This window comes from Streptomyces sp. NPDC031497 (assembly GCF_055580905.1).
This window is the reverse complement of sequence record NZ_JBVIKO010000026.1, coordinates 60,214-86,215: the sequence shown is the minus strand read 5'-3', so window position 1 is coordinate 86,215 and position 26,002 is coordinate 60,214. Positions and strand designations below refer to the sequence as shown.

Genomic DNA, 26,002 nt, shown 5'->3' with positions numbered 1-26,002 from the left:
CTGGAGATTCTGCGTCTCGACGGACTTTTCAGCCCGCCTCGCCCTCCTTCGCCTCGCCGTCCTTCGGCCCGCCCGCCTCCGCCGCCGCGCCCGCGGCCTCCGCCGCCGCGTTCTTCTGCTCCAGCAGCAGTCCCAGCACCTTGCGCATGTACTCCTCGGTCGCGGGCTTGGTGATGCCCAGTTCGCTGAGGACGCCCTCCCCGTTCTCGTGTTCCAGGAGGGCCAGCAGCAGGTGTTCGGTGCCGATGTAGTTGTGGCCGAGACGTAGGGCCTCGCGGAAGGTGAGTTCGAGGGCCTTCTTGGCCTCCGGGCCGTAGGGGACGAGGTCGGGGACGTTCTCGGCGGCCGGCGGGAGCGCGGCCGTCGCGGCCTGGCGCACGGTGTCCAGCAGGACGCCCTGCGCGACGATCGCCTTCGCCGCGATGCCGTCCGGCTCGGAGAGGAGGCCGAGGACCAGGTGCTCGGGGCGGCCCTCAGGGTTGCGTGCCGCGATCGCCTCGTTGTGGGCCGCCATGACCACGTTCTTCGCGCGGGGGGTGTAGCGGCTGAAGCCCTGGCTGGGGTCGAGGTCGGCCGACTCCTTGGGCACGAAGCGCTTCTGGGCCGCCTGCCGGGTCACGCCCATGCTCTTGCCGATCTCGGTCCAGGACGCGCCCGAGCGTCGGGCCTGGTCGACGAAGTGGCCGATCAGATGGTCGGCCACGTCGCCCAGGTGATCGGCGGCGAGCACCGCGTCCTGGAGCTGGTCGAGGGGTTCGGGGTGAACCGTCTTGATCGCCGCGATGAGGTCGTCGAGGCGGACGGATGCCGTGATGTTCGGGTTGGTCGCCATGTGTCAACCGTAAGTTGACACCCTGGGGATGTCAACCTTCGGTTGACACCTGTGGTGCATGGTGCCGACCGCGCATCGCACCGTCACGCGCGCGTCCGAGCGGATTCCGGGGCCTGGGGCGGCGGGCCGTCGGACAGTTGTCCACAGGGTGTGGACGACCGTCCGGTGCTGTCGGTGGCACGTGGCACGATCGATGTGTGACCAGCAGCCAGCCCACCACCGTCGACCGAGCCTTCCAGAGCGCCCTGTACGACGGCACCGACTCCGGCCTCGACACGGGCGCGTCCCTCCTCGCGGCCGATTCCGGCGCGGACGCGGAACTGACGCGCCGGGGCCGGGAGTTCGTCGCGGCGGCCTGGCGGCGCGGCTGGCAGCCCGCCGACGTCGTACGACTGGTGCGGCGCGAGCTGGACGACCCGCACGTCCGGCTGGCCGCCGGGCTGATCCGGGCGCAGGTGCCGGACGACCGGCAGCGCGGCCCCCGCTGGCAGGCGCAGTTGGACGCGCTGCCGGTCGCCCACGCACGCGTGGGCGACCGTTTCTCGTACGCCACCGCCGTCCTGGAGCTGTACCGGCTGCTGCTGCGGCTGCCCACCCTTGAGCCCCTCGACGAGTCCGGGCCCCGCGCGGCCACGCACCGGCCGGAGTCCCGCATGCTCACCCGGATCCGCGCGCTGCTCGCCAAGGCCGAGGCGACCGGCTTCCCGGAGGAGGCGGAGGCGCTCAGTGCCAAGGCGCAGGAGCTGATGGCCCGGCACAGCGTCGACGAGGCGCTGCTCGCGGCGGGGGCGCCCGCACCGGACGCGCCCGGAGCCTGCCGGATCGGGGTCGAGCCGCCGTACGAGCAGGCCAAGGCGGTGCTGCTGGACGCGGTCGCCACGGCCAACCACTGCCGGGCGGTGTGGAACGAGCCGCTGGCCTTCTCCACGGTCGTCGGCTTCGAGGCGGACCTGGAGGCGGTCGAGCTGCTCTACACCTCCCTGCTGGTGCAGGCCACGCACGCGATGACGAAGGCGGAGGCGGCGCAGAGGAGGGGCGGCCGGAAGCGGACGAAGACCTTCCGGCAGTCCTTCCTGGCGGCGTACGCCCACCGGGTCGGTGACCGGCTGGCGGCCGCCGCGCGGGCGGCCGTCACCGAGACGGAGGCACCCCAGGACCTGCTGCCGGTCCTGGCCACCAGAGAGATGGCCGTGACCGACCGCATGGAGCGGATGTTCCCGGAGACCACCACGACCCGCCTGCGCGGGGTGACCGACGAGGCGGGCTGGACGGAGGGCACGAGAGCGGCGGACCGGGCCCAGGTCCACTCACGCTCCCCACTGCCCTAGGCCCAGCGAGCGGCCCGGCCCGGCTCAGTCCGGCCCGGTCCGGTCCAGCCCGGCCCGGCTCAGCAGTCCGGCCAGTCCAACCCGGTCCGGCTCGGTCCAACCCGGCCCAACCCGTCCGGCCAGCCCAGCCCGGTCCGGCCGCCCGCCAGGAATTCAGTCCCCTGCCTGCTGGAACGCCCCCACCGTCGCGTCCGGCTTGTCCGCGGAGCCCTTGCCGGCCACCGGGCCGTACTTCCAGGGGAAGCTTTCAGTCGCGTCGCTCCCCGGCAGGGACACCGTCACCGACGTGGCCGCGAGGCTCGCCTTGTCGCCGTCCTTGCCGCGCACGTAACTGATCGAGAACGTCGCGGAGTCGCCCTTGGCGAGCTTGAGCTTCTCGGACTTCGCGCCCGACAGGGTGGTCAGCGTCGCCGACGTGCCGCCCGCCTTGAGCGTGACACCGGCGAAACCGTCCAGCGTGCACGGTGCGCTCTGGTTCGTGATGGACACCGGCACCTCGCCGGTGTCCCCCGCGGCCGGCGCGACGCTCGCGGAGCCGACCTGGACGGAGACCTTGCCGACCTCGCAGGCCGTGCTGTTCTTGCCGCTGGTGCCGGCGTTGCCGTCGTCGCAGGCGGTCAGGGCGAGGGCGGCGGCGAGGGCTGTGACGGTAAGCGGAATGGCGCGCATGAGCAGATCCCCATCGAGGTCGTGGCGGTGTCCCAGCATCATCACGCCCCCGCCGGGGTCCCGCGCGCCCGCCCCCGCCCTCGACCGCTTTGCGCCGTACTTCCACCGGTCGGCGCGGGTCGTTGGAAGTACGCCCCAGCCGCCGGATGCGCCCCTATTGCCCCTATTAGTCCTACTGACCAAGGCTTGCCGTCGGCAGCCCGGACGGCAGCTTGCCGCCCTCCGCCTTGGTGTAGGTCTCCTCGCCGGATTTACCGGACCAGGTGACGTTCATGCCGCTCTTGCTGACCGAGTCGACCATTCCGGTGACCCGGTCCTTGCTGCCGCCCGTGCAGGTGAGGTGGATCATCCGCATCCCGGCCTCCTCGCCGGCGGTTCCGCTGCACACGGACCCGCCGGTCTCGAAGAGTCCGGCCTGCTTTCCGGTGATCACAAGGGCGACGATCTTGCCACCGCTCGTGGTGATCCAACTGCCCTGCAGAGCGTCGGACGAGGCCGTGGCGCCGTCCGATCCGGACGTGGCCGTCGCGGCCGCGGACGTGCCCGACGAGGTGGCCGAGGAGTCGCCGGAGCCGCCTGAGTCGCCGCCGCTGCTGCACGCGGCCAGCCCGAGTGCGCCCACCAGCGCCGCCGCGGCGGCGGCCACGATCCGCGCGGTCGGCCGCGCGGCCGATGCGACCGTCGCGGCCGCTTCCCGACGCGCCGCGGCCGATGCCCCACGCGCCGCGGCCGAGGCCCCGGCGGAAGCCGTTTCCATGTGCGCCGCGGCAGCGGTCGCGGCCGAAGCCGCCGCTGTCTCCGTGTGCGTCGTAGCCGTACTCGCCATAGCCGTGGTCACCGCAACGCTCCCAAGCTCCAGGGGTCGGCCGCCCGTTCGCCCGAACGACAGCGGCAAGCTACCAGCAGTCACCAGGAGGATTTACGGACGCCAGGTAGGTATCCGCTGTGAGCCTGCTCCCGCAGATTCACGCGGGACAGACCGAAAGCGCGGAAGTAGCCGCGCGGGCGGCCGTCCACCTGGTCGCGGTTGCGTACGCGCGTGGCGCTCGCGTCGCGCGGCTGCCCGCGCAGCTCACGCCCGGCGGCGAGCCGCTCGGCCGCGGTGCCGGCCGGCCGCCGGAGGATCTCCTTCAGTTCGGCCCGGCGGGCGGCGTGGCGGGCGACGGTCTCCCGCCGCCGCTCGTTCTTCGCGATCTTGCTCTTCTTCGCCATATCGGTGCCTCGCCCCCGTCAGACCTTCACGCCCCGCGCGCGGATGCGCGCCACGGCCGCCGCCACGCCGATCGTGTCGACCGTCTTCACGGCACGGGCGCTCAGCCGGAGCCGTACGTGCCGGTTCTCGTCCGGCAGCCAGTAGCGCCTGGTCTGGATGTTGGGGTCGAAGCGGCGGGAGGTCCGCCGGTGGGAGTGCGAGATCCGGTTGCCGAAGCCGGGCCGGGCGCCGGTCAGCATGCAGTGCGCGGACATGGTGACGTACCTCTCGTCCTGGAAATTAGTGCTAATGGGATTCATTTTCAGTAATGGCAGCCATGGCACGCAACGAACTCCGTCCGGTCATCAGGCTCCGGTCCACCGCAGGGACCGGCTACACCTACGTGACCCGCAAGAACCGCCGGAACGACCCGGACCGTATGACCCTGCGCAAGTTCGACCCGGCCGCCGGCCGGCACGTCGACTTCCGAGAGGAGCGCTGAACCGCCGCCATGCGCAAGGGAATCCACCCCTCCTACGGCCCGGTCGTGTTCCGTGACCGCGCCGCGAACCACGCCTTCCTCACCCGCTCGACGATGACGAGCGAGAAGACGATCGAGTGGGAGGACGGCCGGACCTACCCGGTGGTCGACGTCGAGATCTCGAACGTCAGCCACCCCTTCTACACCGGCACCGCCCGCGTCCTGGACACCGCCGGGCGCGTGGAGCGCTTCGAGCGGCGGTACGGAAGGCGGCAGGGCTGATGCTCCCCGCCTCCCCGCTCCCCGTCGTGATCGTCGGCGGGCTGCACGCCGACGCCCGCAGGCAGGCGGTCACCCGGCTGCTCGCCGACGTCCCCGGCGCGGTCGTCCTCCACCACGACCTCTCGACGGCCGCCGAGGGCATGGTCGTACGCACCGTCCGGGACGCCACCGGCCTGCTGTCCACCGCCGAGACGCCCCCGGTCGACGACTGTGCCTGCTGTGCCCTGCGCGAGGACCTGGTGCCCGAACTGCGTCGGCTCGCCGCCGACGGCGTCAACCGGCTCGCGATCGTCGAGCTGTGGGACTCCGTCGAGCCCAAGGCGATGGCCGAGGTGATCGTCGCGGGCGGGCTCACGGTCACCGGTGTGATCACCGCCGTCGACCCGGCGCTGCTGCTGCCGTACCTCGGCAACGGCGACGACCTCGCCGACACCGGCCTGGCCGCGGCCGCCACCGACCGGCGTACGGTCGCCGACACCTTCGCCCGGCAGCTGGAGTACGCCCCTGTCCTCGCCGTCGTCGACTCCCCGGAGGCCGACGACGAGGACCGCGAGCTGCTCGCGCAGCTCCACCCCACCGCCCGCCGGCTCCCCCTCCCGGGCGGCCCCCCGACAGCCCGCCGAGTCCTCCTGCCGGGCGGCAACCCGGGGGACTCGGCGGGCCCCGGGCCGGACACCCCGCTGGCCCGGGCCGCCCTCGCCGGCTTCGACGTGGAGGCGGCCGCCGCCGCCCAGCACCCGGCCTGCGCCCTGCTGCCCGCCGAGGCCGACGGCCACGGTGTCACCACCCTGGTCTGGCACCGCAGGCGCCCCTTCCACCCCGAGCGGCTGTACGCGGCCCTGGAGGACCTGACCTGTGCGGCCGCCCGCAGCCGGGGCCGGTTCTGGCTCGCCGAGAAGCCCGACGTGCTGCTGCACTGGGACGCGGCGGGCGGCGCCCTGTGCGTGGAGAGCGCGGGGCCCTGGCTCGCCGCCCTCCCGGAGGCGGCCTGGGAGCTGGTCCCCCCGGTACGCCGGGCCGCCGCCGCGCTGGACTGGCACCCGGAGCACGGCGACTGCTGCCAGCACCTCGTCTTCACGTCCCCCGGCCTGGACCGCGACGGGCTCGAACGGCTGCTGGAGTCCTGCCTGCTGACCGACGCCGAGTACGCCGGCGGGCGCGCCGCCTGGAAACGGCTGCCGCCCGCCTTCGACACCCTCCTGGAGGTCTGACCCCGCTCTGCCCCGCACGACCGGTCGCGAGCCGGTGAAGAACCGGCCCGACCCGCAGGTCCAGGCGGACGTGACCTACTATCCGTGTGGACCGGTTCCTTCCGTATCCGCCCGTGAAGGTCTGGCGAGCCCCCGCGGGGCCCGATCCGCTCGTGCAGCGGCAGATGCAGGGGGCCGTGAACTTCCGTCCTGAGGCCAGGTCACCGGTACCGGATGACGTCGGTCCACGCGTCCTGACACCCTCTGCGACCTCGTCGACCTGCGGTTTCCCGCCGACGACCCGGAGTGGATGCTCTCCGTCCGGTGGCCCGATCCCGATCCGGCCGATCTCGCTCACCGGACCATCACACGGACGTTGGAACACCAGGGCCGCGGTACGCGTCTCTTCCTAGTACATGAGGGGTTCGATCCGGAGGACCCGGCGCAGATGGTGGCGCGCAAGATCATGGACGGGCTGGCGGTCGCATGTCTGCGCAGGTCTGGGGCAGACGCTGGAACAGCTTGGGTAAAGCGGTCGTCAAAGCTGTAACCGGAGGAACACCCCGCGTGCACGTGCATCTGCTCATGCATCTGCACGTGAACAGGGTTATGATCCGGGTCAGTTGACCACAGCATCAATGGCCACATCAGCCAGTTAGTGCACCACCGGGGAGCGACCTGTGGACCTCGACGTTGACGGCGTGTACGGGGGGTTTGACGTGTACAACGGCATGGCTGCGACGCAGCTGGACGGAGTGGCCTGGCAGAAGAGCAGGCACAGCAACTCGCAGGGTTCCTGCGTCGAGTTCGCGCGGTTGCCGGGCGGTGACGTGGCGGTCCGCAACTCGCGCTTCCCGGACGGGCCCGCGCTCGTCTACACCCGCGCGGAGATCGAGGCGATGCTCCTCGGCGTCAAGGACGGCGAGTTCGATCACCTGATAGTGAGCTGAGGCCGGGCGCATCGGCAGAAACCCGGCGCATTCGTAGCAGCGCGCACGGTAACGCGCGTAGAAACCCGGCGTCCGAAGACGCCGGGTTTCCTATTCGGGGGACGGGAGCCGGAACAGGGCCCATACGACCTTGCCGCTGAGGGTGCCCGCCAGCGGGTGCCAGCCCCAGCTGTCACTGAAGGAGTCGACCAGGAAGAGCCCACGTCCGGACTCCGCCGAGGAGTCGTCGGAGTCTCCGGGGACGGGGGTGCCGTGGCTCGGGTCGCGCACCGCGCACACCAGCCGCTCGGTCCACCGCATCAGGTGCAGCCGCACGGCCGGCGCCTGCGGCGCGACGGAGTGCTCGGACTCGCCGGGCACCGCATGCCGCAGGGCGTTGGTGACAAGCTCCGAGACGACGAGGCAGACGTCGTCGAAGCGCTCGCCGACGTCCCACTGGTCGAGCGTTCTCCGGGTGAACAGCCGGGCCTCGCGCACCGCTTCGTAGCGGGCCGGCAGGGCGCAGGAGGCGGCGTTGGACACGGCCGCGGGATCAAGCGGCGGAAGGCCCTGCCGTAATGGCTTGAGCATGGTCGATCCATTCGTCCCCATGCGAGGCACTCCCGGGAATTCGCGGTCGTTGCGATGCAGCGGTGGCGCGGGACCATGGTTTCGGATGCGCACAGCAGATGCAAGGGCAGATGCACGTGCACGCGACCGAATTGGACCCTCCCGTACCGCTTGTTGGCCATTTTTTCCGCCAACTTGCAGCCGATGGCTCACTACCTGCTTGCAACTTCCTGTGCATAAACTTTGGCCGCTTGCCGTTTCCGTAACCGGACGAGTACTGCTCGAAGTGTTTTAGTGGCAGACTGCGGGCCCTGAAGACGGTTGGGGAGGCTGGCGAACGTGAGCGCGGGAGAGCCCGGATCGGTGGTGCGGCGAATGCTGCTCGGCTCGCAACTCAGGCGGCTGCGTGAGGCCCGGGGCATCACCCGCGAGGCCGCGGGGTACTCGATCCGTGCCTCCGAATCGAAGATCAGCCGTATGGAGCTGGGTCGGGTGAGCTTCAAGACGAGGGACGTGGAAGACCTGCTGACGCTGTACGGCATCACCGACGAGGCCGAGCGCGAACAGCTCGTCTCCCTCGCCCGGGAGGCCAACGTGGCGGGCTGGTGGCACAGCTACTCGGACGTCCTGCCGAGCTGGTTCCCCACCTATGTCGGCCTGGAGGGCGCGGCACATCTGATCCGCGCGTACGAGGTGCAGTTCGTGCACGGCCTCCTCCAGACCGAGGAGTACGCGCGCGCCGTGGTGCGGCGCGGCATGAAGGGGGCCAGCGAGGACGATGTCGAGCGCCGGGTCACCCTGCGCATGGAGCGGCAGAAGTACCTCGTGGCCGAAAACGCCCCCGACTTCCATATCGTCCTCGACGAGGCCGCCCTGCGCCGGCCCTACGGCAGCCGCGAGGTGATGCGGGGTCAGCTCCAGCACCTCGTCGAGATCTCCGAACGGTCCAACGTACGGCTCCAGATCATGCCGTTCAGCTTCGGCGGCCACTCCGGTGAGGGCGGCTCCTTCACGATCCTGAGCTTCCCGGAGTCCGACCTGTCCGACGTGGTCTACCTGGAGCAGCTCACCAGCGCCCTCTACCTCGACAAGCGCGAGGACGTCGCCCAGTACGAGCAGGCGCTCAAGGAGCTCCAGCAGGACAGCCCCGGACCGGACGAGAGCCGGGATCTGCTGCGCGGGCTGCTCCAGCTGTCGTAGATATATCGACGCACCGGGGGATTACCCTCGACCCTGCCGGAAGATCGCCGAACTGGTGTCCCAACTCCCCTGTCACGCAAGTACGATGACGCGTGATCAGACCGTGATGTGGATGTGGATCGGGTGTCTGCATCGACTGCCGACGCAGCAGGGGATCGAGGGATCACATGTCGTCCTATTTCACCGACCTGGCCCAGCAGTACATCGACGGTGAGTGGCGCCCGGGGACCGGCTCCTGGGACATCATCGACTTCAACCCGTACGACGGGGAGAAGCTCGCGTCGATCACCATAGCCGCGGTCGAGGAGATAGATCAGGCCTACCAGGCCGCCGCGCGCGCCCAGAAGCAGTGGGCCGCCACCAATCCCTACGCCCGCCGTGCCGTCTTCGAGAAGGCCCTGCGCCTCATCGAGGAGCGTGAGCAGGAGATCTCCGAGGCGATCATCGCCGAGCTTGGCGGCACCCGTCTGAAAGCCGCCTTCGAGCTCCACCTCGCCAAGGAGTTCCTGCGCGAGTCGATCCAGTGGTCGCTGCGTCCCGAGGGCAGGATCCTGCCCTCACCGGTGGACGGCAAGGAAAACCGCGTCTACCGGGTACCGGTCGGTGTCGTGGGCGTGATCAGCCCCTTCAACTTCCCCTTCCTGCTGTCGATCAAGTCGGTCGCCCCGGCGCTCGCGCTCGGCAACGCCGTGGTCCTCAAGCCGCACCAGAACACCCCCATCGTCGGCGGCACCCTGGTCGCGAAGCTCTTCGAGGACGCGGGCCTGCCGGGCGGCCTGCTCAACGTCGTCGTCACCGACATCGCGGAGATCGGCGACGCCTTCATCGAGCACCCGATTCCGAAGGTCATCTCCTTCACCGGCTCCGACAAGGTCGGCCGGCACGTGGCCACCGTCTGCGCCTCGCTCTTCAAGCGCTCGGTGCTCGAACTGGGCGGCAACAGCGCGATCGTGGTCCTCGACGACGCCGACATCGACTACGCGGTCGACGCGGCGGTCTTCAGCCGGTACGTCCACCAGGGCCAGGTCTGCATGGCCGCCAACCGCGTCCTCGTCGACCGCTCGATCGCCGACGAGTTCACCGAGAAGTTCGTCGCCAAGGTGAAGACCCTCAAGACCGGCGACCCGAGCGACCCGGCGACCGTCATCGGCCCGCTGATCAACTCCCAGCAGGCGGAGTCGATCTCGGCCACGGTCGAGCAGGCCATCGCCGAGGGCGCTACGGCCCTGCTGCACGGCACGACCACCGACAACCTGGTCGAGCCCTCGGTCCTCACCGACGTCCCGGCCGACTCCGACCTGCTCCGGCAGGAGGTCTTCGGCCCGGTCGCCTTCCTCATCCCGTTCGACGGCGAGGAGGAGGCCGTACGCCTCGTCAACGACACCCCGTACGGCCTCAGCGGCGCGGTCCACACCGGTGACATCGAGCGGGGCGTCTCCTTCGCCAAGCAGATCGACACCGGCATGTTCCACGTCAACGACGGCACGGTCCACGACGAGCCGGTCGTCCCCTTCGGCGGCGAGAAGCACTCCGGCCTCGGCCGCCTCAACGGCGAGACCACCGTGGACTCCTTCACCACCCTGAAGTGGATCTCGGTCCAGCACGGCCGGAGCGGCTTCCCGTTCTAGGGCCTGTCTGACAATTCCCGTCGTTGCCCGGAGGGCGGCCTCGCGGCGTCAGGTGCGTGCTCTCGGCGTGCCGGGCGTAGGCCCTCGTACTGGACGTACTTGGGTCTGCGCCCGGTGCGGCGAGAGTGCGTGCATGGCGTCGTGAGGCAGACGGGAATTGTCAGACAGGCCCTTAGCCCCCTCGGACGAGTTCGGCCGCGACGGGCCCTTTAGGACGCGATCTGTCCTAAAGGGCCCGTAGCTTCGTCGGTGTCAGGGCAAGACACGACCCGAGGAAAGGCTGCCGGTCATGGTCACTCACGTTTCCCCCGAAGCACAGGGCGACGAGCGCGGAGCACTGCTCTCCTTCATCGAGGAGCAGCGCGGCGGCATCCGCCGGACACTGCTCGGCCTGACCGACGAGCAGGCGGCCAGCAGGCCCAGCGCCAGCGAGCTGACCCTGTCGGGCCTGCTCAAGCACGTCGCCGAGGTCGAGCAGAGCTGGATCGCCCGCGCCAAGCAGGAGCCGCCGGCGATCGAGCGCGACCAGTCGAACTGGCACGAGACCTTCCAGCTGGTCGGCGACGAGACGGTGGCCTCGCAGCTCGCCTACTGGGAGGAGGTCGCCGCCGAGACGGAGAAGTTCATCCGCTCCGTCGACAGCCTCGACGACACCTTCCCGCTCCCGCCCCAGCCCTGGTTCCCGCCGGAGGGCCGGGTCTCCATGCGCTGGGTCTGCCTCCACCTGATCCGCGAACTCGCCCGGCACGCGGGCCACGCCGACATCGTCCGCGAGTCCCTGGACGGGAAGACGGCGTTCGAACTCGTGGCCCTGGAGCAGGCCTCGTAGCTAGCCGCTCTAGGCCGCCTCTAGTGGTGGAAGCTGGTGGCCGCGTCCTTGTCCCTGGTCAACGGATGCGGCTGCCGGCGCAGTTCGGGCAGCAGCCGGGTCAGGTCCTCCAGGAACAGCTCGGCCAGGTCCTTGGAGAAGCCGTTGCGGCACACCACCCGCAGCACGGACAGGTCCTCCCGGTTCGCCGGGAAGGTGTACGCCGGCACCAGCCAGCCGCTCTCCCGCAGCCGCCGGGAGACGTCGAAGACGTCGTACGACGTCACGTGGTCGGCGGTGGTGAAGGCGAACACGGGCAGTTCGTCGCCCCGGGTGAGGAGCCGGAAGTCGCCGAGCGCCTCGATGCGCTGGGCGAGCCCGGTCGCCACGTCCCGGGAGGCCTGCTGCACCGCGCGGTAGCCGTCCCGGCCGAGACGCAGGAACGTGTAGTACTGCGCGACCACCTGGGCGCCGGGGCGGGAGAAGTTGAGGGCGAAGGTGGGCATGTCGCCGCCCAGGTAGTTGACCCGGAAGACCAGCTCCTCGGGCAGCGCCTCCTTGTCGCGCCACAGCGCCCAGCCGACGCCCGGGTAGACCAGGCCGTACTTGTGCCCCGAGGTGTTGATCGACGCCACCCGCGGCAGACGGAAGTCCCACACCAGGTCCTCGTCCAGGAAGGGCGCGATCATCGCGCCGGACGCGCCGTCGACATGGACCGGGATGTCGAGCCCGGTGCGCTCCTGGAGGGCGTCCAGGGCGGCGCAGAGGTCGGCGACCGGCTCGTACGACCCGTCGAAGGTGGAGCCGAGGATGGCGACCACCCCGATGGTGTTTTCGTCGCACAGCTCGGCGGCGGCCTGCGGGTCCAAGTGGTAGCGGTCGCCGTCCATGGGCACGAACCGGGGTTCCACCTCCCAGAAGTTGCAGAACTTCTCCCAGCAGACCTGGACGTTGATGCCCATGATCAGATTCGGCCGGGCGGTGCCCGGATAGCGGTCGGCGTTGCGCTGCGTCCAGCGGCGCTTCATCGCCAACCCGGCCAGCATGCAGGCCTCGCTGGAGCCCGTCGTCGAACATCCGATGGTGCCGGCCGGGTCCGGCGCGTTCCACAGTGCGGCGAGCATCGCCACACAGCGCTGCTCCAGCTCGGCGGTGCGCGGGTACTCGTCCTTGTCGATCATGTTCTTGTCGTCGCACTCCGCCATCAGGACCCCGGCCTGCGGTTCCATCCAGGTGGTGACGAACGTGGCCAGATTCAGCCGGGCGTTGCCGTCCAGCATCAGCTCGTCGTGAACCAGCTGGTAGGCGGTCGAGGGCGGCAGCGGGCCGTCCGGCAGCCGGTGTGTGGGCGGGGCCTCGGCCATGCCGGCGACCGGGTTCGCCTCACCGAAGAACGGGTTGACGGACAGGGAGCGCTCGCGGTGCTTCCCGGATCCTTTGTGGAGCGGCATGACAGGTGCCTCCTAGGGCAGTTTCACAAGGTTCGGCTTCAGAAAGTTCAGCGCAGGGCCGTGCCGTCCGCCCGCAGTTGCATCTTCGGCCGTCCGGTCACCAGCAGCCAGGCCGGCAGCGACGCGATGCACAGCAGGGCGAGGATCGTCGGCGAGGCCACGAGCACGGCGGCCGTGAACAGGCTCACCCAGCCCTGTCTGGTGATCGCCAACAGCATGCCCAGCACACCTGCCGCCACGCCCACCGAGGGCTGGACGGCGGGCACCAGGGCGTGGGCGCACAGCCCGAGGGCCGCGCCGATGAAAACCGACGGAAAGATCCGGCCACCGCGGAAACCACAGGCGGCGGCCACCAGCAGCGCGGCCAGTTTGACGACCGCCATCACCGCGAACTGCCCGGCCGACCAGCCCTCCGGGTCCTTCGCCAGCTCCGCGACCTCGTCCAGCCCCTTGAAGAGCGTCAGATGGCCGCCCAGCGCGCCCAGGAGGCCCAGAACCACACCGCCGGCCGGAAGAGCCACCATGGGGTGCCCGAGGCGCCGGAAGGCCCCATGGGCGTACGGGAAGGCGTAGACGGCGAGCATGCCGAGCAGCGCGGCCACGGGGGCGATCACCAGGGCCGTCAGCAGATCGGCCCAGCGCAGCCGCCCGACCGCGGGCAGCCCGAGGTCCAGGGCCGGACGGGCCACCAGGGCCGTCGTCATCGCTCCCGCGCCCGCGGCCATCAGCGGCCCGAAGAGGTTGTCCCAGAGCGCTCCCTTCAGCGGCTTCCCGGCCAGTGCCTCGGAGATCACCAGGGCCGCCGCCACCGGCGTGCCGAACAGCGCGCCGAGGGTCGCCGCGTCGGCCAGCGCGGGCCACAGCGACCCCGGCATCCGGGGCATCGCGAGGCGTCCCAGCCACAGCGCCAGCCCCACGTTCACGGCGATGATCGGGTTCTCGGGGCCGAGACTCGGCCCGCCCGCCAGCATCAGAACGGTCGCCAGCAGCAGCCCCGGCAGGACGACGGGAGGCAGCGCCACCGCCTCCAGACCGAGGGTGGCCGGATCGGGCCCCGCGTGCCCGGGCACCTTCCACACCACCAGCCCGACCGCGACACCGGTCGCGGTCAGCATCACCAGCATCCACAGCACCGAGTACCGCCCGATGCCGAGCGCGTCCGGCAGGTTGTTCCAGAGCACGTGCTGCAACCGCTCCGCCAGCGAGCTCACCACCAGGTACAGCAGGCTGCTGCCGACCCCGACGACCAGGGCGGGCAGGATCAGCGGCAGCAGGGCACGCGCGGGGGCCGAGGGCGGGGTGGGGAGCGCCTGCCGCGCGGTGTCCTGGGCCACGGCCTCACCATAAGCGGGCGAAACGGACACAACATCCTGGAGTGCACGGCCGCCGGGAGGCCCCGAACCCAACGGACTTGCACCTCACGTGACGTGAGGACCCAAGGTGGAGCGCGGAAAGGAGCGGAAGTGAGCTACTCCGTAGGACAGGTCGCCCGATTCGCCGGGGTCACCGTGCGCACCCTGCACCACTACGACGAGATCGGCCTGCTGGTCCCGGGCGAGCGCAGCCCCGCCGGACACCGGCGGTACGGCGACGCCGACCTCGACCGGCTGCAGCGGGTCCTGTTCTACCGGGAGCTCGGCTTCCCGCTGGAGGAGGTCGCGGCCCTGCTCGACGACCCGGAAGCGGACCCGCGCGCGCGGCTGAGCCGCCGGCACGAACTGCTGACCGCCCGGATCGAGAAGCTGCGGAAGATGGCCGAGGCCGTGGAGCACGCCATGGAGGCACGCAGAATGGGCATCAACCTCACGCCCGAGGAACGCTTCGAGGTCTTCGGCGACAAGGACCCCGAGCAGTACGCCGACGAGGCCGAGCAGCGCTGGGGCGGCACCGACGCCTACGCCGAGTCGCAGCGCCGGGCCGCCCGCTACACCAAGGCCGACTGGCAGCGCATGAAGGCCGAAGCCGACGACTGGGGCGAGCGCTACGCCGCCCTGGTGAACCAGGCCGAGCCGCCGACCGGCGCGCGGGCCATGGACATGGCCGAGGAGCACCGGCGGCACATCTCGGCCTGGTTCTACGACTGCCCGTACGAGATGCACCGCTGTCTCGCCGGGATGTACGTGTCCGACGAGCGCTTCAAGGCGTTCTACGACTCGATGGCCCCGGGCCTGGCCGAACACCTGAAGGGGGCTATCGAGGCGAACGCGGCCCGGCACACGCCGTGACCCGGCGGCCGGCCGGGCCCGTCTGGGCCCCGCCTACGCCTGTCTGCGCCTGTCCAGGCCCGCCTGGGCCCATCTGGCCCAGCTAGGCCTGGTCGAGCTTGTCGAGGACGACGGCCGTGCCGTACGCGCACACCTCGGTCCCCGCGTCCGCCGCCTCGGTCACGTCGAACCGGAAGGCCAGCACGGCGTTGGCGCCACGCGCGCGTGCCTGTTCCACCAGCCGCTCCATCGCCTGCGTGCGGGTCTGGACGAGCGTCTTCGTCAGCCCCTTCAGCTCACCGCCGATCATCGACTTCAGACCCGCGCCGATCTGACTGCCCAGGTGCCGGGAGCGCACGGTCAGCCCGAAGACCTCGCCGATGACCTCCCGCACCCGGTACCCGGGAACGTCGTTCGTGGTGACCACCAGCACATCGGGCTGGGGCCCCTGACCGCCGCCGTATTCCTCGATTCCCATGTCCACAGCTATTCCCCAGGGCGGGCACAGTGCATCCTGGATCCATCGGTGGAACCTGGGGTGGACACATTGCGTTGATAGCTTTGTGCGGCCGCACAAGGAACCCGCAGTGCCCTCACCCCACAGGAGCCCGGAACCGTGATGACGCTCGCCCTCGGCCCGAGCTGGCTGGATCCGAACCAACTTCTCGACTCGTTCGGCATCTGGGGCCTGCTCCTGGTGGTCTTCGCCGAGTCCGGCCTTCTGATCGGCTTCTTCCTGCCGGGTGACTCCCTCCTGTTCACCTGCGGCCTGCTGATCACCTCGAACCAGCTGGACTTCCCCCTGTGGGCCGCCGTCGCGCTGATCTGCGTCGCCGCGATCCTCGGCGACCAGGCGGGCTACATGTTCGGCAAGAAGGTCGGCCCGTCGCTCTTCAACCGCCCGAACTCCCGCCTCTTCAAGCAGGAGAACATCGCCAAGGCGCACGAGTTCTTCGAGAAGCACGGCCCGAAGTCCCTGATCCTGGCCCGCTTCGTGCCGGTGATCCGCACGTTCACGCCGATCATCGCCGGCGTCAGCGGCATGGCCTACCGCTCGTTCCTGGTGTTCAACGTCATCGGCGGTGTCCTCTGGGGCGCCGGTGTCACCCTGCTCGGCTCCTGGCTCGGCAAGATCGACGTCGTCAAGAACAACATCGAGGCGATCCTGATCCTGATCGTCCTCGTCTCGGTGGTCCCGATCATCATCGAGTTCCTGCGGGCCCGCTCGAAGAGCAGGAAGGCGACGCCGACGGAGCAGCCGCTCCCGCAGCACCCTGCCCCGCCGATGATGGACGACGCGACGACCCAGCTCCGCAGGATCGACCCGACGTACGGCCAGCCCCAGCAGCAGCCCCAGCAGCAGCCCCAGCAGCAGTACGGCCGGCAGCAGCCTCCGCAGCAGCAGTACGGCCAACCGCAGCCGCAGCAGCAGTACGGCCAGCCGCAGCAGCAGCAGCCGCAGTACGGCCAACCGCAGCAGCCGTACCAGCAGCAGCCGTATTACGGCGACAACGGCTACAGCCAGAACGGCTACGGCCAGCAGCAGTACCCGTACAGCGAGGACCACTACCAAGCACCGTAAGCGGCAACACCCGCTTTCTGGGGGCGCGGGGAACCGCGCGATCAACCCCCACGACCTGCGGTCGCGCACGGACCGATGTGCCCCTCCCGAGGCGCTCAGACCGCGCCGCTCAGACCGCGCCGCTCAAACTGACGCGCTCAGAACCCCCGCGTCCGCTTCGCGGCCCGCCGCTTCCCCGCAGAACCCACCCGCAGCCCCAACCGCGAGATCTCCGACCCCAGATTGACCCCGATGGCGATGGCCATGGCGAGCGACGCCGCCTTGGCCAGCGACACCAGCCCCTTGTCGACCTCGTTCTGGGCCATCGACAGCAGCCCGAAGTAGGTCGCCGACCCCGGCAGCAACGGCCCGATCGCCGCGGTCGTGTAGGGCAACGCGGAAGCGAACCGGTACCGCGACAGCAGCTGTCCGAACAGCCCCACCAGCCCGGCCGCCGCGGCCGTGGAGGCGACCGGCGAGATATCCCCGGCGTAGTGCATCGCGCCGTAGACGCACCACGCCACACCGCCGTTGAGGGTCACGGCCAGCACGGTGGATCGTTCCTGCTGGAGCAGCACCGCGAAGGTCAGCGACAGCACCATCGACGCGGCGATCTGCAGCAGCGGCCGCTGGGAGCCGATCAGCGTCGCGTCGGGGTTGAGCCGGCCGCCCAGCTTCACGCCGAAGTACAGGATCGTCAGCACCCCGATGACGATGCCGACGAAGAAGTACATGACCTCCAGCAGGCGCGCGGAGGCGGTGATGTAGAAGCCGGTGAGCCCGTCCTGTACGCCCGCGACGAGGGCCCGCCCGGGCAGCAGCGCGAACAGTCCACCGGTGACGACGGCGGACGCCGCGACGTCGACGTGGGCGAGCGCGAACGCCACCCCGATCGCGGCCGGCGGCATCGCGGCGATCATGAACTGGTAGAACTCCGGCAGCCCCCGCCCCGCGCACAGCCACGCCAGCCGGTCGCCGAGCATCGCGCCGATCGCGGCCGCCACGAACACCAGGTAGTCACCGCCGACGAGCACCGAGGCGGCCCCGGCGAGCAGCCCGCTCGCACCGGTCAGCGCCCAGCCGGGGTACGGGTGCCGGTTGCGGCGGATCTCCGCGAGCCGCCGGTAGGCCTCCTCCAGGGAGACATGGGTCTCGGGGTCGGTGAGGTCGTCCACGAGCCGGAAGACGGCGGCCAGCCGCGTGTAGTCGGTTCCGCGCCGCCGTACCGTCCGGGACGCCGTCACCGGGTCGTCGACCAGCGAGGGCTGGTAGGAGATCGCCAGCAGCGTGAAGGTGACGCCAGGCTCGCAGCGGTCGAGCCCGTACGACCGGCAGACCGCGAACATCGCGGCCTCCACGTCCTCCGCGCCCTCGCCGCCCGCCAGCAGCAACTCCCCGATACGCAGCGTCAGGTCGAGCACGCGCGGAACGGCTGGCCCGCCCTCCTCGGCCTTCTGCACCGGCTCCGGCGCCGGCCGCTCGGCCACCGGCATGCGCAGCATCGTGCGCATCCGGTCCTGCCACGGCGCGTCCTTGACGAGACTGACCGTGGGGAACCCGGAGGCGGGCGTGAAGGCGGCCGGAGCGTCGTAGGCGCTGAAGGTGCTCGGCATGGTGAACGCCGAGCCCTCCGGCTCGCCGGGCACCGGCTGCGACGTCGCCAGCCCCTTCGGCACCACGAACTCGGACGTGGTCTCGGGCTCGACGCCGGCCTCGGGGACCGCGATGCCCGCCGGAAGGGCGAACTCGGACGTGATCTCCGGGTCGTACCGCGCCTCGTCCGACCGGGGCTTGCGGTCGTCCTCCTCCGTCACCGTCGTAACGCTCCCTGGAACGACAACTTCACTTACGCCTCAGTATGCGCATGACCACACAGCGGCCACCAAAAACCCGCCCGTGCGGGCCGGTGGACCCGCTGCGGACACGAAAAACGGGCCTCACGCGTGCGTGCGGCCCGTTTCCCGTGCGCGGACTGGATCAGTGACCGCCCTGCTCCTTGAAGCGCTTGTAAGACCGCTCGATCTCCACCTCGGCGTCGGTGCGGCCCACCCAGTTGGCGCCCTCGACGGACTTGCCGGGCTCCAGGTCCTTGTAGACCTCGAAGAAGTGCTGGATCTCCAGGCGGTCGAACTCCGACACGTGGTGGATGTCGCGCAGGTGCTCCACGCGCGGGTCGGTGGCCGGGACGCACAGCAGCTTGTCGTCGCCGCCGGCCTCGTCGGTCATCCGGAACATGCCGATCGCGCGGCACTTGATGAGGCAGCCCGGGAACGTCGGCTCCTCCAGGATGACCAGCGCGTCCAGCGGGTCGCCGTCCTCGCCGAGGGTGTTCTCGACGAAGCCGTAGTCGGCCGGGTAGGCGGTCGAGGTGAAGAGACGACGGTCCAGGCGGATCCGACCGGTCTCGTGGTCCACCTCGTACTTGTTCCGCGAACCCTTCGGGATCTCGATCGTGACGTCGAACTCCACCGGTGGCTCCTCCATGATCAACACATAGTTCTGGTGGTTAAGTGTCCCTCACGCTGGTGTGTGATCGCGAAAGGGGCTGGTGGTCGTGCCAGAGCTGAGGCCTTGGCAGTCCGCGAAACCGCGTGTGCGGAAGATCGCGAGTGCCGTGCGTCCGCGTCTGACACGCGTGGTGACCGCCACGAAACCGCAGGTCACGCGGTTGGCGCGGGCCGTGGGGCCGCAGTTGGCACGCATCGGGCGCGTGACCGGACCCCGGCCGCGCACTCTGGTCCGCCCCCCTCGTCCTCGGACCTTCAGGACCTGGCAGTACACCGCGGGCGCCGCCACGGCCGGGCTCGCGCTGGCCGCCGGTGCGGTGACCGCGGCGGGCCCGTGGGACGCCGACGGTCAGCGTACGGCCGAGCGGAACCGGGCCGCCGCTCTGGAACGGACGGGTGGCGCAGATCACGGTTCCGACTCCGTTGCGAGAGAACCCAGCCCCGCGCCCAGCGCCGGATCCGTCCTGACGGGCCTCGGCGCCGCCACGAACACCGTGAAGTCGGCGCCGAGCGGTGAGCCCGCCGGAATCACCGGAACGGCCGTCACGGACCTCCTGGGGCCCCTCCTGGACGCCTCGGCGCTCGGTGACACCCGCACCGCCGTGGTCGTCGACGTGGCCACCGGCGGGCGCCTCTACGGCGCCGGCGCCGACACCGCCCTCACGCCCGCCTCCACCACCAAGATCGCCACCGCCGTCGCCGCCCTCTCCGCGCTCGGCCCCGACCACCGCATCACCACGCGCGTGGCCCTCGAACCCGGCACCAGGGAAGTCGTCCTCGTCGGCGGCGGCGACCCCACCCTGACCGCCCGCAAGAACGCCGGCAGCTGGGCCAGCCTGCGCACCCTCGCCACCGAGACGGCCAGATCACTGACCGCGCGGGGCATCAAACAGATCACGCTCTCGTACGACACCACGCTCTACAGCGGCCCCGACCTGCACCCCATCGGCGTCAACGACAACCTCGCGCGCGTGAGCCCCCTCATGGCCGACGAGGCCCGCACCGACGACTCCGTCGAGGGGCCGGTGGCCCGGGTGAGCGACCCGGCGGCCGCCGCGGCACAGAAGTTCGCCGGCTTCCTGGCCGAGGCCGGCATCAAGACCTCGGCGCCCGGCACCTCCAAGGCGAGCAGCCGGGCCGACACCCTCGCCACCGTCTCCTCGCCGCCGCTGTCCGCGATCGTCGAGCGCATGCTGACCAACAGCGACAACGACATCGCTGAGGCCCTGGCCCGCCAGACCGCGCTCGCGAGCGGCAAGGTGGCCAGCTTCGACGGGGGAGCCGCCGCGATCGACGCCCAACTCACCAAGCTGGGCCTGCCGATGACCGGCGCCTCCTTCCACGACGGCAGCGGCCTGAACCGTGACGACCGGCTGACGGCGAACCTGCTCACCGCCCTGCTCGTCAAGGCCGCCGACGCGGACCGGCCGGGCCTGCGCCCGGTCCTCACCGGCCTCCCGGTGGCCGGCTTCACGGGCACCCTGAGCAGCCGCTACACCAACGGCGCGGCCGGCGTCGTACGCGCGAAGACCGGCACCCTGACCGGCGTCAACACCCTGGCGGGCACGGTCGTCGACAAGGACGGCCGCCTGCTGGCGTTCGCCTTCCTCGCGGCGGACACGACGAGTCCGCAGGAGGCCCAGGAGGCACTGGACCGGACGGCGACGGCGCTGGCGGGCCTGTGAACCGCGGCGCCCGGCCGCCGTGGACCGACGCCCGCATCGGCCGGCGCAAGCACCACCGACCCCGCCCACCGCACAAAACAGCCGCACCTCCACCAACCTCCACGGCCTGCCCCAAGTGGGAGCGCTAACGTACGGTTGACGCATGACGAGCATCGGTGGCGCTGCTTCTTCTGGGATGGTCGACTGGAATCTCGCGGTGGCGACCGCGACCCGGCTCGTGCGGCCGGGCCCCGAGGTGAGCCGCGACGAGGCCCGGGCCATCGTCGCGGAGCTGCGGCGGCACGCGAAGGCCTCGGAGGAACACGTCCGGGGCTTCACTCGTATGGGCAACGACGACATCCACGACACCCCCGTCCTGGTGGTGGACCGCCCGGGCTGGGTGAAGGCGAACGTCGCCGGGTTCCGCGAACTCCTCAAGCCGCTGCTGGACAAGATGCAGGAGCGGCGGGCCGGCAGCCCGGGCGGCGCGGTCCTGGGCGCGGTCGGCGGCAAGGTCACCGGCGTGGAACTCGGCATGCTGCTGTCGTTCCTGTCCTCCCGGGTGCTCGGCCAGTACGAGACCTTCGCCCCCGCCTCCCGCGACCTCCCCGCGGACGAGCACGGCGGCGGACGGCTGCTGCTGGTCGCCCCGAACATCGTCCACGTGGAGCGCGAACTCGACGTACAGCCCCATGACTTCCGCCTGTGGGTGTGCCTGCACGAGGAGACGCACCGCACCCAGTTCACGGCGGTGCCGTGGCTGCGCGCCCATCTGGAGGGCGAGATCCAGGGGTTCCTGTCGGAGACCGACGTCGACCCGATGACCGTCCTCGAACGGATCCGGGACGCCGCCCAGTCGCTCGCCGGGAGCCGCCCCGAGGCCGAGGAGGACGACGGCGGACGGTCGTTCGTCGAACTCGTCCAGACCCCGGCCCAGCGCGAGATCCTCGGCCGGCTCACCGCCGTCATGTCCCTCCTGGAGGGCCACGCCGACTTCGTCATGGACGGGGTCGGACCGGCGGTCGTACCGACCGTCGCCGAGATCCGGGAGAAGTTCCAGCAGCGGCGCGCCAAGGGTGCCTCCCGGCTGGACATGACCCTGCGCAAGCTGCTCGGCCTGGACGCCAAACTCCGCCAGTACCGGGACGGCGAGCGGTTCGTCCGGGGCGTCGTCGAACAGGTCGGCATGGACGGCTTCAACCGGGTGTGGACCTCCCCGAACACCCTGCCGACCAAGGCCGAGATCGCCAAACCGGCGGACTGGGTCGCGCGGGTGCATCGCAAGGCCGAGTCGTGAACCGACGCAGGTGTGGTGAATCGGATCCCGCCTACGGCAGGCGAACGCCCCTCCAATCACCCGTCCGAGGGACCGTGAGCGATGGGTAGGCGTGCGATGCTCGGGGAACGGCCCGGTTCTGTCACCATCTACACACTCTGAGTGACCGATCTCGGGTTCACCCCCCGAAAACTTCATGAAGGGAACCGGACATGGGTCCCCATCCTGCGGTCGCGGCGATACGCCTGGCGGTCCGCCGCGTCCTCCACGACATCCTCACCGACACCAGCCGATGCAGCCGTACCACCGGTGAGCGCGCCGGTGGGCGCATCGTCGCGCGCCTCACGCGCCCCGTCGGAGACATCCCGGAACAGTCACCGAACGAGCGGCCCCCCTCCCCGCTCGTCCTCGTGGCCTGCTCCGGCGGCGCCGACTCGATGGCGCTCGCCTCCGCCCTCGCCTTCGAGGCCCCCAAACTCGGCGTCCGCGCGGGCGGCATCACCGTCGACCACGGCCTGCAGCCCGGCTCCGACCTGCGGGCCGAAGAGGTCGTCCTACGGCTGCGCGAACTCGGCCTGGATCCGGCCGAGTCGATCACCGTGATCGTCGGCCGCGACGGCGGGCCCGAGGCCGCCGCCCGGGACGCCCGCTACGCCGCCCTGGACGCCGCCGCCGAGCGGCACGGCGCCACCGCGGTCCTGCTCGGCCACACCAGAGACGACCAGGCCGAAACCGTCCTGCTCGGCCTCGCCCGCGGTTCGGGCATCCGCTCCCTGTCCGGAATGGCCGCGGTCTCGGGGGCCGACGGCCGTTACCGCCGCCCGTTCCTCCAGCTGGACCGGCAGACCGCCCGCAAGGCCTGCATGGTCCAGTCCCTGCCGGTCTGGGACGACCCGCACAACGCGGACCCGGCCTACACCCGCTCCCGGCTCCGCCACGAGGGCCTGCCCGCGCTGGAGAAAGCCCTGGGCAAGGGCGTCGTCGAGGCCCTTGCCCGTACCGCCCAGCTATCCCGGGACGACGCCGACGCCCTGGACACCTGGGCCAGCCAGGCCGAGGCCTCCGTACGGGACGCCGCGGGTCTGCTGGAGTGCGCCAAGCTCTACGCCCTGCCGCCCGCCGTCCGCCGCCGGATCCTGCGCCGCGCGGCCATCGAGGCGGGCGCACCGGCCGGTTCGCTCTTCGCCCGGCACATCGAGGAAGTCGACCGGCTGATCACCGGCTGGCGCGGCCAGGGAGCCATCAATCTCCCCGGCAAGGTCGTGGCTCAGCGCCAGGGTGGCAGACTGGTGATCCGGCAAGGCTGATTCCGTACCCCCCGGGGTCCGGGCTCCGCCGGTGGGACGACCGAAAGTGATGCGGGTGGACGCGAAAGACATGGGTGCCGATCTCCAGCGGGTACTCATCACCAAGGAAGAGATCGACGCGAAGCTGGTCGAGCTGGCCGCGAAGATCGACGCGGAGTACGCGGGCAAGGACCTGCTCATCGTCGGCGTCCTCAAGGGCGCCGTGATGGTCATGGCAGACCTCGCCCGGGCGCTGTCCACCCCTGTCACCATGGACTGGATGGCCGTGTCCTCCTACGGCGCGGGCACCCAGTCCTCCGGTGTGGTGCGGATCCTCAAGGACCTCGACACGGACATCAAGGGTCGGCACGTCCTGATCGTCGAGGACATCATCGACTCCGGACTGACCCTGTCCTGGCTGATCAACAACCTCGGCTCCCGCGAGCCCGAGACCCTGAAGATCTGCACCCTGCTGCGCAAGCCGGACGCGGCCAAGGTGGCCATCGACGTCGAGTGGGTCGGGTTCGACATTCCCAACGAGTTCGTCGTCGGCTACGGCCTCGACTATGCCGAGAAGTACCGCAATCTTCCATTCGTCGGTACGCTCGCGCCTCACGTCTACGGCGGCTGAACCCCGGCTGAGACGCCGGAGGGTCCACTTGCGTAAGACGATCGGGAACCCCAGCGGGTTTCGCGCCGTTGGAGCATGCAGAGACGGGTTTACCAGTCGTCCGAGTCGCTCCGTGCGGCTTCGGGCACTCATGCTGGGGTACCGTCAGAAGAACTGTCTTATCAAACTCACTATGGCAGGAGGGACGGGGCGACACGCTCCGTATGGATGGACGTGAAGCGATACTTCCGTGGGCCGGTCATGTGGATCGTGCTGGCCGTCCTTGCCGTGGTCGTGTTGATGCAGGTCGTCGGCTCGTCCGGCGGCTACAAGACGGTAGACACCGGCCAAGTCGTGGCGGCGATCAACAACAACAAGGTGGAATCGGCGAAGCTGACCACCGGTGACGAGCAGACCATCAAGGTCACGCTCAAGAACGGCGAGAAGGTCGACGGCAGCTCGAAGATCCAGGCGAGCTACATCGGCGACCAGGGCGTGACCATCGCCAACACCCTGCAAGGCAAGTTCCAGGACAAGCAGATCCCCGACGGTTACACCGTCTCGCCGACCAAGCAGAACGCCTTCGTCGGTGTCCTGCTCTCCCTGCTCCCCTTCGTCCTCATCGTCGTCGTCTTCCTGTTCCTGATGAATCAGATGCAGGGCGGCGGCTCCCGGGTCATGAACTTCGGCAAGTCCAAGGCGAAGCTCATCACCAAGGACACCCCGAAGACGACGTTCGCGGACGTCGCGGGCTGTGACGAGGCCGTCGAGGAACTCCACGAGATCAAGGAATTCCTCCAGGAGCCGGCCAAGTTCCAGGCGGTCGGCGCCAAGATCCCCAAGGGCGTGCTCCTCTACGGCCGTCCCGGCACCGGCAAGACGCTGCTCGCGCGCGCCGTCGCCGGCGAGGCGGGGGTGCCGTTCTACTCGATCTCCGGTTCCGACTTCGTCGAGATGTTCGTCGGTGTCGGTGCCTCCCGGGTCCGCGACCTCTTCGAGCAGGCCAAGGCGAACGCCCCGGCGATCGTCTTCGTCGACGAGATCGACGCGGTCGGCCGCCATCGCGGCGCCGGCCTCGGCGGCGGTCACGACGAGCGCGAGCAGACCCTGAACCAGCTGCTCGTCGAGATGGACGGCTTCGACGTCAAGGGCGGTGTGATTCTCATCGCCGCGACGAACCGGCCCGACATCCTCGACCCGGCGCTGCTGCGCCCGGGCCGTTTCGACCGCCAGATCGCGGTCGACCCGCCGGACCTGCTGGGCCGTCTGGAGATCCTCAAGGTCCACCAGAAGGGCAAGCCGGTCGCGCCCGACGTCGACCTCGCGGCGGTCGCCCGCCGCACGCCGGGCTTCACCGGCGCGGACCTGTCGAACGTGCTGAACGAGGCGGCGCTGCTCACGGCCCGCAGCGACCGCAAGCTCATCGACAACCAGATGCTCGACGAGGCGATCGACCGCGTGGTCGCGGGCCCGCAGAAGCGGACCCGGATCATGTCGGACAAGGAGAAGAAGATCACCGCGTACCACGAGGGCGGCCACGCCCTGGTCGCGGCGGCTTCCCCCAACTCCGACCCGGTCCACAAGATCACGATCTTGTCCCGCGGCCGGGCTCTCGGCTACACGATGGTGCTGCCGGACGAGGACAAGTACTCGACCACGCGCAACGAGATGCTCGACCAGCTCGCCTACATGATGGGCGGCCGCGCGGCCGAGGAACTGGTCTTCCACGACCCGACCACCGGCGCCGCCAACGACATCGAGAAGGCCACGGCCACCGCCCGCGCGATGGTCACCCAGTACGGCATGACCGAGCGTCTCGGCGCGATCAAGTTCGGCGGCGACAACACCGAGCCCTTCCTCGGCCGTGAGATGTCCCACCAGCGCGACTACTCGGAAGAGGTCGCCGCCCTGGTGGACGAGGAAGTCAAGAAGCTCATCGAGAACGCTCACAACGAAGCCTGGGAGATCCTGGTCGAGAACCGCGACGTCCTCGACAACCTGGTGCTCCAGCTCCTGGAGAAGGAGACCCTGGGCAAGGAGGAGATCGCCGAGATCTTCTCGGCGCTCCACAAGCGGCCCGCGCGGCCCGCGTGGACCGGCTCCTCCCGCCGTACGCCGTCCACCCGCCCGCCGGTGCTCTCCCCGAGGGAGCTCGCACTGACGAACGGGGCGAACGGCGCGACGCCGGCGATCAGCACCGCGAAGTCCACGGCGGCCGAGTCCGCCCCGGCGGTCGAGAAGGCCCCGGAGGACCGTCCCGAGAGCTGACTCACACCGGTCTCGCCTGGCTCGGAATGGATGCCGCGCCCCCCAGGATCTAGCCTGGGGGGCGCG

The 26,002-nt window shown here is 70.4% G+C and carries 26 protein-coding genes; 15 read left to right on the top strand and 11 right to left on the bottom strand.

Features of this window, described 5'->3' with window-relative positions; all coding sequences use genetic code 11:
• Window positions 1-28 precede the first annotated feature (28 nt).
• The gene (locus ACZ5K7_RS38505) at window positions 29-832 is read right to left on the bottom strand and encodes a Clp protease N-terminal domain-containing protein (protein ID WP_468921342.1); all 804 of its coding nucleotides are present in this window, start codon (window positions 830-832) and stop codon (window positions 29-31) included.
• A gap of 197 nt (window positions 833-1,029) precedes the next feature.
• On the opposite strand from ACZ5K7_RS38505, the gene ACZ5K7_RS38500 reads away from it, so the two are divergent.
• Complete coding sequence (locus tag ACZ5K7_RS38500; RefSeq protein WP_468921339.1) at window positions 1,030-2,160, top strand: DUF2786 domain-containing protein; 1,131 nt, start codon at window positions 1,030-1,032, stop codon at window positions 2,158-2,160.
• Between the two features lie 153 nt (window positions 2,161-2,313).
• Here ACZ5K7_RS38500 and ACZ5K7_RS38495 read toward each other — a convergent pair whose 3' ends face one another.
• The 4 genes from ACZ5K7_RS38495 to rpmB all read right to left on the bottom strand — a co-directional run bounded on the left by ACZ5K7_RS38495 (window position 2,314) and on the right by rpmB (window position 4,296).
• The gene (locus ACZ5K7_RS38495) at window positions 2,314-2,829 is read right to left on the bottom strand and encodes a DUF4232 domain-containing protein (RefSeq protein ID WP_351712076.1); all 516 of its coding nucleotides are present in this window, start codon (window positions 2,827-2,829) and stop codon (window positions 2,314-2,316) included.
• Window positions 2,830-3,001: 172 nt separating this feature from the next.
• Window positions 3,002-3,586, bottom strand: a complete 585-nt coding sequence (locus tag ACZ5K7_RS38490; RefSeq protein ID WP_468921336.1) for a hypothetical protein — start codon at window positions 3,584-3,586, stop codon at window positions 3,002-3,004.
• 149 nt (window positions 3,587-3,735) lie between these two features.
• Window positions 3,736-4,041: a 30S ribosomal protein S14 gene (gene rpsN, locus ACZ5K7_RS38485; protein WP_468921333.1), complete on the bottom strand. Its 306-nt coding sequence runs from the start codon at window positions 4,039-4,041 to the stop codon at window positions 3,736-3,738.
• A gap of 18 nt (window positions 4,042-4,059) precedes the next feature.
• On the bottom strand, window positions 4,060-4,296 hold the full coding sequence (rpmB, locus tag ACZ5K7_RS38480; RefSeq protein WP_351747271.1) for a 50S ribosomal protein L28: 237 nt from the start codon (window positions 4,294-4,296) through the stop codon (window positions 4,060-4,062).
• Between the two features lie 62 nt (window positions 4,297-4,358).
• Between rpmB and rpmG the strand changes: the two genes are divergently transcribed.
• From rpmG to ACZ5K7_RS38460, 4 genes are all read left to right on the top strand, one after another.
• Window positions 4,359-4,523 carry a 50S ribosomal protein L33 gene (gene rpmG, locus ACZ5K7_RS38475; protein WP_351712082.1) on the top strand — a complete coding sequence of 55 codons (165 nt, stop codon included), beginning with the start codon at window positions 4,359-4,361 and terminating at the stop codon, window positions 4,521-4,523.
• Window positions 4,524-4,532: 9 nt separating this feature from the next.
• Complete coding sequence (locus ACZ5K7_RS38470; RefSeq protein ID WP_351712084.1) at window positions 4,533-4,784, top strand: type B 50S ribosomal protein L31; 252 nt, start codon at window positions 4,533-4,535, stop codon at window positions 4,782-4,784.
• Entirely contained in the window at window positions 4,784-5,995 is a 1,212-nt protein-coding gene (locus ACZ5K7_RS38465; protein ID WP_468921329.1) for a CobW family GTP-binding protein, read from the top strand. Before ACZ5K7_RS38470 ends, ACZ5K7_RS38465 begins: the two co-directional genes overlap by 1 nt.
• Before the next feature lie 659 nt (window positions 5,996-6,654).
• Window positions 6,655-6,924, top strand: coding sequence for a DUF397 domain-containing protein (locus ACZ5K7_RS38460; protein WP_351712088.1), 270 nt, complete (start codon window positions 6,655-6,657; stop codon window positions 6,922-6,924).
• A 90-nt stretch (window positions 6,925-7,014) separates the two neighbouring features.
• On the opposite strand, the gene ACZ5K7_RS38455 is transcribed toward ACZ5K7_RS38460, so the two are convergent.
• Window positions 7,015-7,515: an ATP-binding protein gene (locus ACZ5K7_RS38455; protein ID WP_468921325.1), complete on the bottom strand. Its 501-nt coding sequence runs from the start codon at window positions 7,513-7,515 to the stop codon at window positions 7,015-7,017.
• 333 nt (window positions 7,516-7,848) lie between these two features.
• Between ACZ5K7_RS38455 and ACZ5K7_RS38450 the strand changes: the two genes are divergently transcribed.
• The 3 genes from ACZ5K7_RS38450 (at window position 7,849) to ACZ5K7_RS38440 (ending at window position 11,130) form a co-directional block, all read left to right on the top strand.
• Window positions 7,849-8,673 carry a helix-turn-helix domain-containing protein gene (locus ACZ5K7_RS38450; protein ID WP_351712228.1) on the top strand — a complete coding sequence of 275 codons (825 nt, stop codon included), beginning with the start codon at window positions 7,849-7,851 and terminating at the stop codon, window positions 8,671-8,673.
• Window positions 8,674-8,840: 167 nt separating this feature from the next.
• Window positions 8,841-10,301, top strand: a complete 1,461-nt coding sequence (locus ACZ5K7_RS38445) for an aldehyde dehydrogenase family protein (RefSeq protein ID WP_351712092.1) — start codon at window positions 8,841-8,843, stop codon at window positions 10,299-10,301.
• Window positions 10,302-10,590: 289 nt separating this feature from the next.
• The gene (locus ACZ5K7_RS38440) at window positions 10,591-11,130 is read left to right on the top strand and encodes a DinB family protein (protein ID WP_468921321.1); all 540 of its coding nucleotides are present in this window, start codon (window positions 10,591-10,593) and stop codon (window positions 11,128-11,130) included.
• Window positions 11,131-11,150: 20 nt separating this feature from the next.
• On the opposite strand, the gene ACZ5K7_RS38435 is transcribed toward ACZ5K7_RS38440, so the two are convergent.
• Both ACZ5K7_RS38435 and ACZ5K7_RS38430 read right to left on the bottom strand, forming a co-directional pair.
• A complete protein-coding gene (locus ACZ5K7_RS38435; RefSeq protein WP_468921318.1) occupies window positions 11,151-12,560 on the bottom strand; it encodes a glutamate decarboxylase in 1,410 nt (469 codons plus the stop codon).
• A 47-nt stretch (window positions 12,561-12,607) separates the two neighbouring features.
• Window positions 12,608-13,894: an ion channel protein gene (locus ACZ5K7_RS38430; protein ID WP_351712098.1), complete on the bottom strand. Its 1,287-nt coding sequence runs from the start codon at window positions 13,892-13,894 to the stop codon at window positions 12,608-12,610.
• A 129-nt stretch (window positions 13,895-14,023) separates the two neighbouring features.
• Between ACZ5K7_RS38430 and ACZ5K7_RS38425 the strand changes: the two genes are divergently transcribed.
• Window positions 14,024-14,785: a MerR family transcriptional regulator gene (locus tag ACZ5K7_RS38425; protein WP_468921315.1), complete on the top strand. Its 762-nt coding sequence runs from the start codon at window positions 14,024-14,026 to the stop codon at window positions 14,783-14,785.
• 82 nt (window positions 14,786-14,867) lie between these two features.
• Here the strand turns inward: ACZ5K7_RS38425 and ACZ5K7_RS38420 are convergent, their stop codons facing one another.
• Window positions 14,868-15,242, bottom strand: a complete 375-nt coding sequence (locus tag ACZ5K7_RS38420) for a YbjQ family protein (RefSeq protein WP_351712102.1) — start codon at window positions 15,240-15,242, stop codon at window positions 14,868-14,870.
• 141 nt (window positions 15,243-15,383) lie between these two features.
• On the opposite strand from ACZ5K7_RS38420, the gene ACZ5K7_RS38415 reads away from it, so the two are divergent.
• Window positions 15,384-16,346: a DedA family protein gene (locus ACZ5K7_RS38415; protein ID WP_468921451.1), complete on the top strand. Its 963-nt coding sequence runs from the start codon at window positions 15,384-15,386 to the stop codon at window positions 16,344-16,346.
• Between the two features lie 137 nt (window positions 16,347-16,483).
• On the opposite strand, the gene ACZ5K7_RS38410 is transcribed toward ACZ5K7_RS38415, so the two are convergent.
• Complete coding sequence (locus tag ACZ5K7_RS38410) at window positions 16,484-18,139, bottom strand: threonine/serine exporter family protein (protein WP_468921310.1); 1,656 nt, start codon at window positions 18,137-18,139, stop codon at window positions 16,484-16,486.
• A 163-nt stretch (window positions 18,140-18,302) separates the two neighbouring features.
• Window positions 18,303-18,794, bottom strand: a complete 492-nt coding sequence (locus tag ACZ5K7_RS38405) for an inorganic diphosphatase (protein ID WP_351712108.1) — start codon at window positions 18,792-18,794, stop codon at window positions 18,303-18,305.
• A 124-nt stretch (window positions 18,795-18,918) separates the two neighbouring features.
• On the opposite strand from ACZ5K7_RS38405, the gene dacB reads away from it, so the two are divergent.
• From dacB to ftsH, 5 genes are all read left to right on the top strand, one after another.
• The gene (gene dacB, locus ACZ5K7_RS38400; protein WP_468921306.1) at window positions 18,919-20,517 is read left to right on the top strand and encodes a D-alanyl-D-alanine carboxypeptidase/D-alanyl-D-alanine endopeptidase; all 1,599 of its coding nucleotides are present in this window, start codon (window positions 18,919-18,921) and stop codon (window positions 20,515-20,517) included.
• A gap of 142 nt (window positions 20,518-20,659) precedes the next feature.
• Window positions 20,660-21,793: a zinc-dependent metalloprotease gene (locus tag ACZ5K7_RS38395; RefSeq protein WP_351712112.1), complete on the top strand. Its 1,134-nt coding sequence runs from the start codon at window positions 20,660-20,662 to the stop codon at window positions 21,791-21,793.
• Window positions 21,794-21,984: 191 nt separating this feature from the next.
• A complete protein-coding gene (tilS, locus tag ACZ5K7_RS38390) occupies window positions 21,985-23,079 on the top strand; it encodes a tRNA lysidine(34) synthetase TilS (protein WP_351712114.1) in 1,095 nt (364 codons plus the stop codon).
• Window positions 23,080-23,128: 49 nt separating this feature from the next.
• Window positions 23,129-23,689, top strand: a complete 561-nt coding sequence (gene hpt, locus ACZ5K7_RS38385) for a hypoxanthine phosphoribosyltransferase (RefSeq protein WP_351712230.1) — start codon at window positions 23,129-23,131, stop codon at window positions 23,687-23,689.
• A 207-nt stretch (window positions 23,690-23,896) separates the two neighbouring features.
• Window positions 23,897-25,936 (top strand): ATP-dependent zinc metalloprotease FtsH, encoded by a 2,040-nt coding sequence (gene ftsH, locus ACZ5K7_RS38380; RefSeq protein ID WP_468921301.1) that lies wholly within the window; start codon window positions 23,897-23,899, stop codon window positions 25,934-25,936.
• Window positions 25,937-26,002 lie beyond the last annotated feature (66 nt).